General features: G+C 66.4%; 13 protein-coding genes. 3 read left to right on the top strand and 10 right to left on the bottom strand.

Annotated features, from left to right (window positions below):
• Window positions 1-90: 90 nt before the first annotated feature.
• From ACSFC7_RS16625 to ACSFC7_RS16615, 3 genes are all read right to left on the bottom strand, one after another.
• Complete coding sequence (locus tag ACSFC7_RS16625; protein WP_436343939.1) at window positions 91-723, bottom strand: uracil-DNA glycosylase family protein; 633 nt, start codon at window positions 721-723, stop codon at window positions 91-93.
• A gap of 92 nt (window positions 724-815) precedes the next feature.
• On the bottom strand, window positions 816-1,532 hold the full coding sequence (locus ACSFC7_RS16620; protein WP_436343938.1) for a helix-turn-helix domain-containing protein: 717 nt from the start codon (window positions 1,530-1,532) through the stop codon (window positions 816-818).
• A 328-nt stretch (window positions 1,533-1,860) separates the two neighbouring features.
• A complete protein-coding gene (locus ACSFC7_RS16615) occupies window positions 1,861-2,277 on the bottom strand; it encodes a CopG family ribbon-helix-helix protein (protein ID WP_436343937.1) in 417 nt (138 codons plus the stop codon).
• A gap of 182 nt (window positions 2,278-2,459) precedes the next feature.
• Here ACSFC7_RS16615 and ACSFC7_RS16610 point away from each other — a divergent pair, with 182 nt between their 5' ends.
• On the top strand, window positions 2,460-2,951 hold the full coding sequence (locus ACSFC7_RS16610; protein ID WP_436343936.1) for a metal-dependent hydrolase: 492 nt from the start codon (window positions 2,460-2,462) through the stop codon (window positions 2,949-2,951).
• A gap of 43 nt (window positions 2,952-2,994) precedes the next feature.
• Here ACSFC7_RS16610 and ACSFC7_RS16605 read toward each other — a convergent pair whose 3' ends face one another.
• Window positions 2,995-3,867, bottom strand: coding sequence for a cytochrome oxidase assembly protein (locus tag ACSFC7_RS16605; protein WP_436343935.1), 873 nt, complete (start codon window positions 3,865-3,867; stop codon window positions 2,995-2,997).
• A 181-nt stretch (window positions 3,868-4,048) separates the two neighbouring features.
• Between ACSFC7_RS16605 and ACSFC7_RS16600 the strand changes: the two genes are divergently transcribed.
• Entirely contained in the window at window positions 4,049-5,152 is a 1,104-nt protein-coding gene (locus tag ACSFC7_RS16600; RefSeq protein WP_436347975.1) for a M24 family metallopeptidase, read from the top strand.
• 88 nt (window positions 5,153-5,240) lie between these two features.
• Here the strand turns inward: ACSFC7_RS16600 and ACSFC7_RS16595 are convergent, their stop codons facing one another.
• A complete protein-coding gene (locus ACSFC7_RS16595) occupies window positions 5,241-5,930 on the bottom strand; it encodes a helix-turn-helix domain-containing protein (RefSeq protein ID WP_436343934.1) in 690 nt (229 codons plus the stop codon).
• A 62-nt stretch (window positions 5,931-5,992) separates the two neighbouring features.
• A complete protein-coding gene (locus ACSFC7_RS16590; protein WP_436343933.1) occupies window positions 5,993-7,081 on the bottom strand; it encodes a glutamate--cysteine ligase in 1,089 nt (362 codons plus the stop codon).
• Between the two features lie 841 nt (window positions 7,082-7,922).
• Here ACSFC7_RS16590 and ACSFC7_RS16585 point away from each other — a divergent pair.
• Window positions 7,923-8,456 carry a hypothetical protein gene (locus tag ACSFC7_RS16585; protein WP_436343932.1) on the top strand — a complete coding sequence of 178 codons (534 nt, stop codon included), beginning with the start codon at window positions 7,923-7,925 and terminating at the stop codon, window positions 8,454-8,456.
• 22 nt (window positions 8,457-8,478) lie between these two features.
• On the opposite strand, the gene ACSFC7_RS16580 is transcribed toward ACSFC7_RS16585, so the two are convergent.
• The 4 genes from ACSFC7_RS16580 to kynU form a co-directional block, all read right to left on the bottom strand.
• Window positions 8,479-10,062: a fatty acid--CoA ligase gene (locus ACSFC7_RS16580; protein ID WP_436343931.1), complete on the bottom strand. Its 1,584-nt coding sequence runs from the start codon at window positions 10,060-10,062 to the stop codon at window positions 8,479-8,481.
• 81 nt (window positions 10,063-10,143) lie between these two features.
• Complete coding sequence (locus tag ACSFC7_RS16575; protein ID WP_436343930.1) at window positions 10,144-10,776, bottom strand: fibrillarin-like rRNA/tRNA 2'-O-methyltransferase; 633 nt, start codon at window positions 10,774-10,776, stop codon at window positions 10,144-10,146.
• Window positions 10,769-11,671, bottom strand: a complete 903-nt coding sequence (locus tag ACSFC7_RS16570) for an NOP5/NOP56 family protein (RefSeq protein WP_436343929.1) — start codon at window positions 11,669-11,671, stop codon at window positions 10,769-10,771. The genes ACSFC7_RS16575 and ACSFC7_RS16570 overlap by 8 nt, the downstream gene beginning before the upstream one ends.
• Window positions 11,672-11,788: 117 nt before the next feature.
• Window positions 11,789-13,090, bottom strand: a complete 1,302-nt coding sequence (kynU, locus tag ACSFC7_RS16565; RefSeq protein WP_436343928.1) for a kynureninase — start codon at window positions 13,088-13,090, stop codon at window positions 11,789-11,791.
• Window positions 13,091-13,148 lie beyond the last annotated feature (58 nt).

Here is a 13,148-nt window from a genome sequence, read left to right as displayed (position 1 = left end):
TTCACACACCGATCGCACTCGAGAAGCCGTCGCCGGTGGCGACAGGCTTCGAGACGCGATCGGGCGTTCACGGACGTTTGTCCGACAGTATCAGCCGACCGTCGTCGCGACGCCTTTCGTCTGCCGATAATCGCGCCCGAGGATCGCCTCGAGTCGCGCGACGATCGCTTCTCGCTCCGTGTCCTCCCACTCGGTGGGATCCCTGATCGGCACGACCAGGAAGCCGCGGCCGCGGATCTCGCGGGCGTGGAGCCGGGCCATGTCGAGTTCGAGACGGTCCCGCTGGGTCGTGTACGCCCGAAGGACGTGATCGGTCGCGCGCTCGCCGACCGGCAGCAGAATGTGGGCGTTGATCGCCCGTAGTTCGGCGTCGAAGTAGCGCTCGAGGTCCGCGTAGTCCTCCTCGGTCGGCGTCTCGCCGTCCGGCAGACAGCACATGTGGATGTAGCTGCAGAACAGGTTCTCGAGGACGGGACGATCCGCCGGACCGCTGACGAACCCGACCTCGCGAGCGACGTCCTGAATCGCGTCGCCGGCCTCGGTTTCGGTGAACGGCACGCCGGTCGACGTCCCGCCGTGGACGCCGGGGTGGTCGCCGATCAGGTAGAAGTCGGCGTTGGCGTCACCGTAGCCGAAGACGGCGGTCCGCTCGCCGGGACCGGTTCGGTCGAACGGCGGTCGCAGTCCGAACGGGTTGCTCGTCCGCTCTGTAACGTTCTTCACGGGAGTGGAAAAGCCGTCGAGGAGCATAATCACCACGATTAGCGAGCGAGTCGCCGGCTTCGAACCCGTCGACGATCCCACTGCAACGCGTGCTACTGATCCGTCTCCAGTTCGGTATCGAATCCGTACTCGAGCGTGGTCGACGCCTCGTTCCCCTCCGACGACTGATCCGCGGCGATCGTCGAACCGATCAACGCCGCGAGGCCGCGGCGGAGCCGCTGTGAGACGGCCGAGTCGGAGACCCCGAGTTGCTGCCCCAGTTCGACGAGCGTCGTCCGCCGCGGGACGTCGAAGTAGCCCGCACGGTAGGCGGCAGTGATCAACTCTCGCTGGGCCGTCGTCAGTCCGAACTCGCGACTGGTGCCGGAACTGACCGTCTCGTGTAACTGGACGAGTTCCATCGAGATCCCCTGATCGACACAGTTCGTGTAGAACCCGGAGAGATCCTCGTAGGAGGGAAACCGCAGCCGAAACGTCCACTCCGTGTCGGTCCCGACGGCGCTCGTGACGATCGCGTCGCGCTCGCGAATCGACTCGAGGATACCGTTGACCCGGTCGTTCCACGTGACCTTGACGAGGACGTGCTCGTCCGTCTCGTCGACGATCGAAGCGGTCGCGACGACCGGCTCGTACTCGAGGGCGTCGACGACCGCGTCCGCGACGGATGCGGGAGCCCAGAAGTACGGGACGACCGATTCGCTCGTGGGAACCGTCGGTTCGACGGTCAGCGTCACGTCCTCGTCCAGTTCGGAGAGCGAGCCGAGCGGGAACTCCGCCGCCGGAACGACGACTGTCGCGATGATACTCATTCCACGCGCGTCCTCTCGAGCGATGGGGCGCGGGGACCGCGGCGATTCGTCCCTCGGAGTCGATTCGACTTCGTCGATTGCGTCGTTGGTAACCGCCGAATGTCACGGGACATGGAGGAGTCGTTCGGTGGAACATCCACAGGCGCTTACAATAATTGGCCGGTTGGATATCGAAGTAGTTTAAGTCGTGGTGCGTATTCGGCCGCGAGAACCGGACGTAGTTTCGGGTGGGGTAGCATCGGATCGGACGGCTGAGGGGAACGAGACGATCCTAGAACCGAGTTCCGCGACATCGAACGGCGGGGATAGGATCGAACGTCGACGGCCGTCAGTATCCCTGCTCGTTGACGGCCGTCGAATCCGCACGCAACAACGTCACCGAGACGCGACCGACGGCGTCGAAGTCCTTCAGGTGATAGACGAACGAACGGATGCGTTCGGCCGATCCGTGACAGAAGACGGCCTCGAGACACCACTCTCCGTGGTGGACGTGACAGGTCGTGTCGATCTCGGACTGGAACTCGTGTTGAATCTCGTGGAGTTCCTCGATGATCGCCTCGTGAACGTAGTCGAAGACGACCGTCGCCGCAACCGTTCCGCGTGCCCGTTCTAACCGGTGGTGGGATTCGACGTATTCCTGGATCGCCTCCCGGAGTGCGCGCGAGCGAGAGTCCAGACCCTCCGCCTTCCAGGTCCGGTCGAACTCGGCCAGCATCTCCTCGGGGACGTTGAGACTAGTTCGCATACCCGGACGTTCGCGCGGAGACGAAAAAGGTCCAGCGGTCGCCGGCGTCCGACTACCGCGGCGCTCTTCGTCGGGAACGTGGCTGCGTGGGCGGATTACCCGTTCTATCGGTTGGGTTGAAATTCCGATATTCCACGTCGATTGCGATGTGTTTATTGCCCGGAAGCTAATCCCGTTGGACAATGTATCAGGTCGGTCACTACGGGGCCGCGCTGTTCGCGTACGCCCCACTCGGGACCGTCGTCGGCCTCGCGGGCCACGAGACGGCGGCTATCGTCGGCGCACTCGCCTGCGTTTCCCTCTCGACGCTCCCCGACTGCGACCATCGAATTCCGACTCTCGAGCACCGCGGCCCGACCCATTCCGTGGGGTTCGCGCTCCTCGTCGGCGCCGGACTCGCCGCCGTCACCGCACTGTTCATCGACGCCCCCTCGGCTCTCGCCGACGTCGGCTTCGCCGCCTTCGCGTTCGTCGTCGGCGCGCTCTCGATCACCTCGCACCTCCTCGCGGACGCGCTCACGCCGATGGGAATCCGGCCGTTCTGGCCCGTCTCGAGGCGACACTACACGCTCGAACTAACGAAGGCGGCGAACCCGCTCGCGAACTACGCCCTGCTGGGACTCGGTGCCGGGGTGGGTATCGTCGCGACGGTCATCGTGGTCACACTCGGCTGATCGAAACACGACCCCGCACGTCACGAAACCGACCGGCGAAGAGCTAACGTGGGCGCCCGTGCGCCTCGGTCGGAGCGGAGCGGCTCAGAGAGCTACCGACGACGAGCGTCAGGAAGAGCAGTGCAGCGGTGGCGAGGTAGACGTAGTCGAACGCCGGGTTGACGGCCTGACGGCCGAGGAAGACGACGACGAGCGTGAGCCCCGCCGTGGCGCTCAGCAGGCCCGTCAGTCGCCCGTTCTGGAACCGACGGCGACCGATCATCACGGCGACGATAACGGTGGCTAACAGCGCGAGCGTGACGCCGTACTGGGCCATCTGCATCGACGGCCCGTAGGACGTGATGTCGCCGAGCGCGAACGGGCTGAGGGCGACGTGGAAGGGGAGCGACAGGGCACCGAGTGCGAGCGCGCCGGTGACGTGGCCCGCCGTCAGCCGCGGCGCCCAGACGAGCACGGTCGCCACGACGAACAGGACGAAGATGAGGACGGCGGTCCAGAAGTGCAGTTGCAGGATATCCATCGTGTACTGCGTGACGGTCTCGCGGCCGAGGACGACCTGAATCGGCGTCAGGATCGCGCCCATGACCACGAGCACGGCGACGCGACGGTCGACGTCGGGGAGTCGCCAGGCGGCGGCCGCGGTCCCGATGATCGCGAGGCCGGCGAACATGGCGACGAACCGGTGGAACCACTCGTAGAAACTCGGAAGATTAGCCGGGAACGCGTTGTATGGCCCGGCGTCACAGAGCGGCCAGTTCTGCTCGCAGGCCAGTCCCGAGCCGGTCGCCTTCGCGGCGACGCCGAGCAGGATCGTCGCTGCGACCAGTACGAGCGTCGTCGCGAGTAGCTGGGGAAAGCCGAACCGTTCGATCAGCGGACGAACTACCGGACGGGAAGTGTGGCTATCGGTCGACACGGGCGTTCGGACGGTGATTAGGACCAGCTCTACTTATGTTGCCCGAGTCGTTCTTACTGCGCTGGAATCGACCGACTGGGCGGAGGAGGGCCACGATCTCGTCACCTGCGTTTCGAACGCTCATCACGACCGACGGCTTCGCGTTCGTCGCATTCAAGCGTCGCCCGTGCCAGCACCAGATATGAACAAACGCGAGCGACTCGAGCGCTACCTCGAGTCCACCGACCTCGACGCGGTCTGGTTCGCCCGACCGAACGCCTTCGCCTGGCTGACCGGCGGGAACAACGTCGTTGACCGCGAGACGGACGCCGGCGTCGCCGCCGTCGGCTACGACGGGGCGGACGTGCGAATCGTGACGAACAACATCGAAGCGGATCGAATCGCTGCGGAGGAACTCCCCGATCTCGAGGGCGAAGACGTCTCGCTCGAGCAGTTCTCCTGGCACACCGCCTCGCTCGGCGAGGCCGTCGCGGCCCGTGTCGCGGACGACGAGCGGGCCGCCGCCGATATCGACGTTCCGGGACTCGAGCGCGTCGATCCGACGGCGCTTCGGCAGCCGCTGACCGAACGCGATATCGAGCGGTACCGACAACTGAGCGGGGAGACGGCCTCGGCCGTCGAATCGGTCTGTCGAGAACTCCGGGCCGAGGACAGCGAACACGAGGTCGCGTCGGCGCTGCGGGTCGCCCTCTCGGCGCGCGACATCGAGGCGCCCGTCGTGCTCGTCGGCGGCGCCGAGCGCGCCCAGCAGTACCGCCACTACACGCCCACCGAGGCCGAGTTGGGCGGCTACGCGCTGGTCTCGGTGACGACCCAGCGCGCCGGCCTCCACGCGAGTTGTACCCGCACCGTCGCCTTCGATCCGCCGTCGTGGCTCGAGGACAGACACGCGACCGCGGCCCGCGTCGAGACGACTGCGCTCGCAGCGACGCAGGCGGCGGCGACCGAGGGCGGAACGGCCGGGGACGTCTTCGAAGCGATCCAGAACGCCTACGACGCGCTCGGCTACGACGGCGAGTGGGAACGCCACCATCAGGGCGGTGCCGCCGGCTTCGCCGGCCGGGAGTGGATCGCGACCCCCGACCACGAGGCGTCGGTCGCGACACCGATGGCCTACGCGTGGAATCCGACCGTACAGGGGGCCAAAAGCGAGGGGACCGTCCTCGTCGACGACGACGAAATTGAGCCGCTGACGTCGACGGACCGCTGGCCGACGACGACCGCACGAGCCGTCGACGCCGACCTGGAACTCGAGCGGCCGGCGGTGCTGGGGCTCGACGACTGAGACTGGAGCACTGAAGTCCGAAAACGGGTGGACAGCGACTGGAGACGACAGCGAGCACGGTGCAGTCGACTCGACGACGGCTCGAGCCTTACTGTCCGTCGTCCGAACTCGACTCGTCGGCGTCGTCCTCGAGGAGTTCGACGTCCGTCTCGGGCGTCGTCGTCTCGTCGGCATCGTCGTCGGCATCGTCACCATCGGTATCGCCCAGCGTGCCGACTTCGGGCGGCTCGGTGTCGTCGACGGTGATCGTTACCGGTTCGGCGTCCCCCTCGAGACTCGGTTCCGACTCGTCGCGCCGATCGAGGACGCGATCGAGCGTGAAGATGGTGTTCAGTTCCTGCTGAACCTGATCGACGATCCCGCCGACGAGTTCGCTCGGCTGGATCGCCGTATACTCGTAGGGGTTGTTCCCCGCCCCCTCGCTCGCGCGTTTCTCCCGGGTCACGCGGTCCTCGTCGTGGAGTTCCGCCAGCGCTTCGCGGACCGTACTCGGGTAGAGGCCGGTCCCCTTCGCGACCTCTTCGGAGGTGCTGCCGGGTTTCGCCAGCAGGTGGACGTAGATCTTCGCCCGCGTCTCCGTATCGAGGATCCACGAGAGCAGATCGACGATTCGCTGGTCGACCTCCTCGACGGCCACCGTTCGGACGCCGTCGCCGTCGCTCTCGTCGTTCACGAATACGTCTACGTCAGTCAGGTCATAGTCTTCGTCACGTTCGTTTCGATGCTGTTCGTCGCTCCCGTCGTCTACCCGGTGCTCGTCAGTGTCGTCTGAAGCCATCTGTTGTCTCGTCAAAGGCAACGCCTCGCACGGAAGTAAACCTTTGCGGGGGTCGAACCCGTTCACTCGGCTTCGAGCAGTATCGACTCACAGAGGGCGTCAGGCCCGGATTCTTCGAGTAATCGCCGCTGTCGGCGGGCCCCGCTCTCGCGTTCGTAGACGCGTCTGATTCCGTCGATACCGAGGCGTTCGCACTCGCGGTCGACGAGTTCGCCCAGGTCGATCGTCTCCTCGAGATCGCGACTGATGAGCGAGGCCGCCTGCCCGTGGCGGATCGCGCGCCACTTGTTCTCGTCTAACAGTTCGCGGCGGTGATCGCGGGCGTAGCCGGACGCGCCGTCCTCGTACGCCGCGGCGAGTTCCTCGACGAGCGCGTGGGCGTACTCGACGAACGCGAGCACGATATCCGGATCGGCCTGTCCGTCCGGTGTGCGCAGTTCGACCGTCCCGTGGGCCGTGTGCGGACGGACGTCGTACCAGAGTTCGCCGCGGTCCTCGATCGAGTTCGTCTCGAGCATCCGGCGCTCGAACCGGTCGAACGCCTCGTAATCCTCGAAGTAGGTCGGCATCCCCGTGTTCGGCAACGCCTCGAAAATCTTCGCGCGCGCGGACTGGAGGCCCGTGTCGAAGCCGTTCCAGTACGGCGAATTCGCGGAGAGCGCGAGCATGATCGGCACGTACCAACGCAGTTCGTTGGCGATCCAGACCGCCTTGTCCGCGTCGTCGACGCCGACGTGGACGTGGACGCCCGCGGTGGTGTTCCGGTGCTGTGGGTACTGAATGCGGTCGAGTTGCGACCGGTAGCGGGGCTTCTCGGCGTGCTCGAGTTCGCGCCACTTCGCCAGCGGATGCAGGCCGGCGGCGGCGATCCGGTAGCCGTGTTCGGTGGCGTGGTCGACCAGCGCCCGTCGGATCTCGAGCAGCGACTCCCGCGCGTCGCTCGGATCCTCGATCAGCGGCGTCTGCGTCTCGATCACGAACTTGAACAGTTCGTGGTCGAGTCGGTCCGCGAGAATTTCGGGCGGATCGTGTTCGTAGACGAGTTCGTCGGTGCCGCTCGTGGGACGGCCCGTTTCGTCGACGACGAAACACTCCTCTTCGATCCCCAGCGTGCCCATGCGCGTAAACGAATCCCGGGACCCGCGTTCCATCGTCTCCCGTTTTCGCCCGCGGTGGTAAATACCGTTTGGACTCGGCGGCGTGGCGACGAGCGTCGGATCGACTCGTGTCGATGGATGATCCACACTCGAACGATCGTCCGACAGCGATTCGCATCACCGATATGTCAGGGATCGGTTTAACCGAAATCGGGTGAGGACGACGTACACATCAGTTCTCGTGTCGATCTCAATTATTTTTGGAACGTCACTTATCTGTCTGGTTCTGGCTCCTGTTAGCTAACTATGGTACGACGGACCAACGGTCCGCCACGGCGACCGGTCAGCGAACGCGACCGCCGCGCCGGACGCTGGCAGGCGGTCGGAGGGAGAACATGAGTGGGGCGTCGAACGAGAAAGGGATGGTGCGCGGCTTCTTCACCGGACTCGGCGAGTTCTCGAGTCGGCTGGTGCGACGTCACCTATCGGACGCATTCATCTTCGCGCCGTTGCTGACGGTTCTCACGATGCTCATCGCGGGGTATTGCGAAAACCTCCCACTCAAATACCGTGGTTCGAACGCAAAAACGAGCACGGAGCAGACGCATCTCCGTCAATACTTACCGAAATTCGCACGGTGTGAAGAGCGTCCGGAGTTATAACACCGACACCGTGGTAGCAAGAACTGTAGTATCACTGTGTCCGGGTTGGGGTAGTGGCCATCCTTCAGTCCGTTTCGACTGAGACGCGTAGTTCAATTCTCGCACCCGGACCTTTCTTTTCGATGGCTGGCTCGAGGGACGATTACGGGCACCAGCGATTCCCACCGCCTCACAACAGGCGGGAAGACGTTCGGACGGCAGTACTTATAGGCGGCGTCGTGGTATCTGGTTGCATGGGCCGTGATCGGCGCCGAGACCGCAATCCCGGACGCCAGACGCGACCGGCCAACAGCGCCACGCGCCGCACTTGGTACGGCCTCGGCAAACTCTCGCGTGCCAAGAAGAGCGGCTTCGGCCGGGCTCTGCACGACTGCAGTCACGTCTTCGGCGATATCTCGATCCTCGCACTCCCGACGCTGTTCGCGATCATGGCGGCACCCGGACCGGGAATCTACGACGCGACCGCCGCCGGCCTCCTCGCGTGGACGACGATGGTCGCCGTCGGAACGGCGATCCGCGGCGGCTGGATCAGGCCGCTGGCCACCGATACGCTCGGCTGGGTGGCTGTCACGCCGTCGTTGCTCGTCCTCCGGTTCGTCTACTACAATCTCGCGCTGTCCCTCGCCGTCTTCGGTGGGGTGTGGCTCGCCGACGTCCTCGACGTCGCGCCGCTCTCGCTCGGCGTCGCGTTCGTCGTCTCGGTCGTCTCGATCCTGGCGTTTCCGCGCCTCGCCGAGTCGGTGTACGGCAGACTCCGAGAGCGATAGCCGGAGCCGCCGTCGATGACGTTCAGGACGCGACGGTCTCGGCCTCGGGATCGACGTCCGCCTCGTCCTCCCGGAGTTTGAACTTCTGGATCTTCCCGCTGGGGTTCTTGGGGAGTTCGTCGACGAAGTAGTACGCCCGCGGTCGTTTGAAGTCGGCGAGGTGGTCGCTCTCGAGGGCGAACGAGTCCAACTCCTCGGCGGAGACGCCGTCGGCGACGACGTACGCGACGACCAGTTCGCCCCACTCGTCGTCGGGTTCGCCGAGGACGGCCGCTTCCTCGACCGCGTCGTGGGAGAACAGCACGTCCTCGACCTCGGCCGGATAGATGTTCTCGCCGCCGGAGACGATCATATCGTCCTTCCGGTCGACGACGTAGAGGTAGCCGTCGTCGTCGAATCGGCCCAGATCGCCGGTGTAGTACCACGTGGTCCCGTCAGCCTCCCGTAAGGACCGCTCGGTCGCCTCCGGTCGGTTCCAGTACTCGCGCATCGTACACGGGCTGGCGATCAGGATCTCGCCGATCTCGCCGTCGGCGACCTCCTGGTCGGGGTCCCCGTCGGGTTCGATCACGCGCACTTCGTGGTTGAGCGCGGCCACGCCGGCGGAGCCCTGCTTCGAGAGCTGGTCCTCCGGCGGCTGGAAGACGCCGGCGGGGCCGATCTCGGTCATCCCGTACGCCTGGAGGTAGTCCTCGCAGAGGTGCTCCCGACAGTTCTCGAGCACCTGCTCGGGCATCGGTGCGGCGCCGTACATCCCGAGTCGGAGCGACGAAACGTCGACGTCCAGTTCGGCCGCGGTCATCGACAGCGCGTTCCAGGCCGTCGGTGCGGCGAAGAGGAGCGTGACGTCGTGCTCCGCGACCGCCTCGAGGGCCGCCTGCGGTTCGAACTCGTGGTGGATGACGTTCGCCGCACCGCGGTGCACCCGCGGGAACAGGTTGCAGTGGAGTTCGGCGCAGTGATACAGCGGCATGATCGACAGGCCGACGTCGTCGCGAGTCATCCGCCCCTCCGCGATACAGATGAGGTTGTGTTCGACCATGTTCCGGTGCTCGTGGACCACGCCCTTCGGACGGCCCGTCGTCCCCGAGGTGTAGATGAAGGCGTAGACGTCGTCCTCCGCGACGCGCACGTCGGGTCGCTCGTCGGAGCCCGACTCGAGTAGCTCGTAGAAACCCGTCGCGTACTCCGGCACGTCGTCGTCGATGTAGACGTAGTCGTCGACGGTCTCGAGGGCCGGCCGCGCGCCCTCCACGGCGTCTTTCGTCGCCGATTCGAACACCAGCAGTTCGGCCGCGGCGTCGTCGACGATGTACTCGATTTCGCCCGCCGGAAGCCGGAAGTTCAGCGGGGTGAAGACGGCCCCGATCTTCGCGCAGGCGTAGACGGTGAGCGCCATCTCCGAGCCGTTGTACAGCACCGTCGCGACGCGGTCTCCCTTCTCGATTCCGCTCTCGAGCAGCGCGTTGGCCAGCCGATTCACGCGCTCGTCGAACTCGGCGTAGGTCCACCGCTGGTCCTTGCGCGGATAGATGATCGCGTCGCGGTCGGGGTGGCGGTCGACCGTCTGCTCGAGGGTGTCGCCTATCGTGGGGTGTTCCGACATACCGTGATACTATCCCACAAATGCCCTTATATTTGTTACCGAGGGGGAGGTGAAGCGCCGAAAACGCCGTTCCCGGTCGGTCTATCGCGGACGAGCGACGATTCCGAGGTGATCCGTGTGATACTCCTCGAGTCGCTTCGACTCGAGCACCTCGTAGCCGTCCTCGAGTTCGGCCCGAACGTCGTCGAAGACGTCATCGGGGTCGCGGGTGACGTCCTCGCTCCGGGCCTTGACGGCCAGCAGGAGTCGACCGTCGTCAGCGAGGAACTGCGCGTTCTCGAGCGCCACCCTCGCTTGCCCCCGCGTCGCCACGTCCTGCACGATCACGTCGACGTCCGATTCGACGACGTGGGCGTAGGTCTCGGGTTTCCGAGCGTCCGCGAGCAAGGGAAAGAGCCGCGGCCGCGAGTCGGCGGCCTCGAGCAGATCCCTGGTCGGCCGTGCGGCGAACTCGACGGCGTAGGTCGATCCGGCAAAGTCCGCGACGTGGCTCACGGTCGTCCCGCTGGCCGCGCCGAGGTAGAGCACCGTTTCGCCGCCTTCGAGGCCGGTGTCCATCTCGAGGTCGAGCATCGCCCCGAGCTTCGAGCGGTTCGGATTCCAGGCGCGCCACTCGCCGCCCGTGGGTTCGCCATAGACGGGGTCGCCGCGGGTCGCGAGCCGTTCGGTGCCGTCGAACTGGCGGCGCTCGACGCCGTCGGGGAGGTCACTCATCGGAATCACCCGCGTGGTCGGTCTCGTCAGCACCGGCACCGCTCCCGTCCTCGCTCCGGGCCTGAATCGTCTCGATCCGCTCCGCGAGTTCGGCCTCGAGTTCCGGCTTCACGTCGCCGGAGTAGTGATCGACGCGGGCGGCGATGGCGAGTTTGCCGGCGACCGCACGCGCCGCCGACCCGCGCTCGTCGGGGTGGGTGCCCCGGACCGCGTCGTGGGTGTAGATGATGCCGTGTTTGGGCGACGGCGCGTGCCCTCGCAGGTGTGCGAACAGGGCGTCCTCGGCGCCGAGGATCTGCACCGTTCCGCTGGGTTTCTTCGCGAGATCCTCGAGGCCGCCGGCCAGCGAGATCAGCCGCGCTCCGAGGACGGGCCCGGCGAGCGCTGAGAGGTTCGGCGCGACAGTCGGCGTCTGTCGTTCGACGTACTCCCGCAGGTCGTCGGCCTCGTCCGCGAGCGCCGCGACGCGCTCGGCGAGCGAGACGAGCGGCTCCTGACCGGGTTCCGGCTCGGTCTCTCGAGTCGCGAGTTCGCGGGCGTAGTCGACGCCCGTGCCGGCGTCCGGATCGACGGTGCCGGCCCACTCGGCGAGCCGTTCGGCGAGTTCGTTCGCGGTCCGGGTGCAGTCGTCCATCGCGCGCACGGCGTGGACGAGCTGGCGGTCGTCGGCCGCCTCGCGCTCGGTCACTTCGGCGCGGGTCGCCGCCGTCGTCGCCGCTTTCAGGGCGTCGTAGTACATCGCCTCGTCGTCGGCGAACCCCGACTCGAGGGCGAGCGCGGGCCAGTCGCGGGGTTCGTCGGCGGAACCGTCGCGAATCGCGGCCGCGGCCGCTTCCCGGTCGTCGGCGTCGATGTCCGCGAACCAGCCTGCGTTCGCGGCGCTGCTGTCGGTCATACGTACTCCTTGGTGGCCGGGCTCGTATATGCGTTCTCGAAACCGATAGCGGGGCTCCCGGAGAGATTCCTTGTTCCGATGGTCGCTACCGGACGGAACCGAACGGACGGCGGCTCGTTACGACACGGTTCCGTCGGCGTCGACGGTCTCGTACGCGCCGTCGACGAGCACCTCCCGGAGCTGCTCCGTGAACTCCCAGACGTCGACGAAGCGGGTGTACAGCGGCGCCGGACTGACGCGGATAACGTTCGGCGGGCGGAAGTCGACGACGATCCCGCGCTCGCGGAGGGCCCGGCTAACCCGTTCCGCCTCGGGATGTTCGATCGCCACGTGGCCGCCGCGCCGCTCCGGGGCCCGCGGCGTCCCGACCGAGCAGTCCAGATCCGCGACCTTCTCGTCGACAAGGTGTACGAGGTACGAGGTCAGCGCGAGCGACTTGGCTCGAATCGCGTCGATACCGGCCTCGTCGACGAGTTCGAGCGCTCCGTCGAGGGGCGCGGCGCTGAGTACCGGGATCGTCCCGATCTGCCACGCACCGGCCGAATCGGCGGGCGTGAAGGTCTCGCGCATCTCGAACTGCGTCTCCTTCTCGTGTCCCCACCAGCCCGCCAGGGCCGGGGTCGTGCCGAGATGCCGCTCGTTGACGTACAGGCCCGCGATCGCGCCGGGCCCGGCGTTGAGGTACTTGTAACTACACCAGACCGCGAAGTCGACGCCGTGTGCCGAGAGCTCGTGGGGGACGACGCCGACCGAGTGGGCGAGGTCGAACCCGGCGAGCACGTTCCGCTCGTGGGCCGCGGTGGTGATGCGCTCGATATCGAGTCGCTGGCCGCTCCGGTAGAGCACCGACGGCATGAACACGACGCCCACTTCCTGTTCGTCCAGTGCTGCGACGATATCCGCTTCCGAAATCGTTCGGCCGTCCCGACTCTCGACGACGTGGAGGTGCTCGTCCGGGTCGTGACCGCGCTGGCGCAACTGCGCGCGAAGCGCGTAGTGGTCGGTCGGGAAGTCGAGTTCGTCGACCAGAATACCCGGCGGGCGGTCCTCCAGCGCGTCCAGAAACGTTCCGACGAGCGTGTGGATGTTGACCGTCGTCGAATTCGCGACGACCACCTCCGCCTCGTCGGCGCCGACCAGCGGCGCGAGGTCGTCCCCTAGCGACTCGCCGTACCAGAACCAGGGCCGTTCGGCCTCCGTCCACCCGCCGATTCCGAGGGTTCGCCACTCCTCGACCGCTCGCTCGAGCGACCGCTCGGCCGCGTCCGATATCGGACCGAGGGAGTTCCCGTCTAGATAGAGCTCGCCGGGAACGTCGAACCGGTCCCGAAAGCTCGAGAGCGGGTCCTCGGCGTCCCGCTCGCGGGCGTACGCGACACCGTCGCCGTGGGTGCGGTCCTGATCGAAGTCGGAATCCATGCGTGACGGTTGGGTCGGTCTCACTGAAGTGTTTCGGCGTGCCGACTGCGACTGCGGA

This window comes from Natronorubrum halobium, from assembly GCF_051351675.1.
Classification (GTDB): domain Archaea; phylum Halobacteriota; class Halobacteria; order Halobacteriales; family Natrialbaceae; genus Natronorubrum.
This window is presented reverse-complemented; position numbering and strand designations above follow the sequence as displayed.

Coding starts and splice junctions, on each gene's coding strand:
- ACSFC7_RS16620 (WP_436343938.1), bottom strand. CDS start 1,532: ATGAGTATCATCGCGACAGTCGTCGTTCCGGCGGCGGAGTTCCCGCTC.
- ACSFC7_RS16615 (WP_436343937.1), bottom strand. CDS start 2,277: ATGCGAACTAGTCTCAACGTCCCCGAGGAGATGCTGGCCGAGTTCGAC.
- ACSFC7_RS16610 (WP_436343936.1), top strand. CDS start 2,460: ATGTATCAGGTCGGTCACTACGGGGCCGCGCTGTTCGCGTACGCCCCA.
- ACSFC7_RS16600 (WP_436347975.1), top strand. CDS start 4,049: ATGAACAAACGCGAGCGACTCGAGCGCTACCTCGAGTCCACCGACCTC.
- ACSFC7_RS16595 (WP_436343934.1), bottom strand. CDS start 5,930: ATGGCTTCAGACGACACTGACGAGCACCGGGTAGACGACGGGAGCGAC.
- ACSFC7_RS16590 (WP_436343933.1), bottom strand. CDS start 7,081: ATGGAACGCGGGTCCCGGGATTCGTTTACGCGCATGGGCACGCTGGGG.
- ACSFC7_RS16585 (WP_436343932.1), top strand. CDS start 7,923: ATGGGCCGTGATCGGCGCCGAGACCGCAATCCCGGACGCCAGACGCGA.
- ACSFC7_RS16580 (WP_436343931.1), bottom strand. CDS start 10,062: ATGTCGGAACACCCCACGATAGGCGACACCCTCGAGCAGACGGTCGAC.
- ACSFC7_RS16575 (WP_436343930.1), bottom strand. CDS start 10,776: ATGAGTGACCTCCCCGACGGCGTCGAGCGCCGCCAGTTCGACGGCACC.
- ACSFC7_RS16570 (WP_436343929.1), bottom strand. CDS start 11,671: ATGACCGACAGCAGCGCCGCGAACGCAGGCTGGTTCGCGGACATCGAC.
- kynU (WP_436343928.1), bottom strand. CDS start 13,090: ATGGATTCCGACTTCGATCAGGACCGCACCCACGGCGACGGTGTCGCG.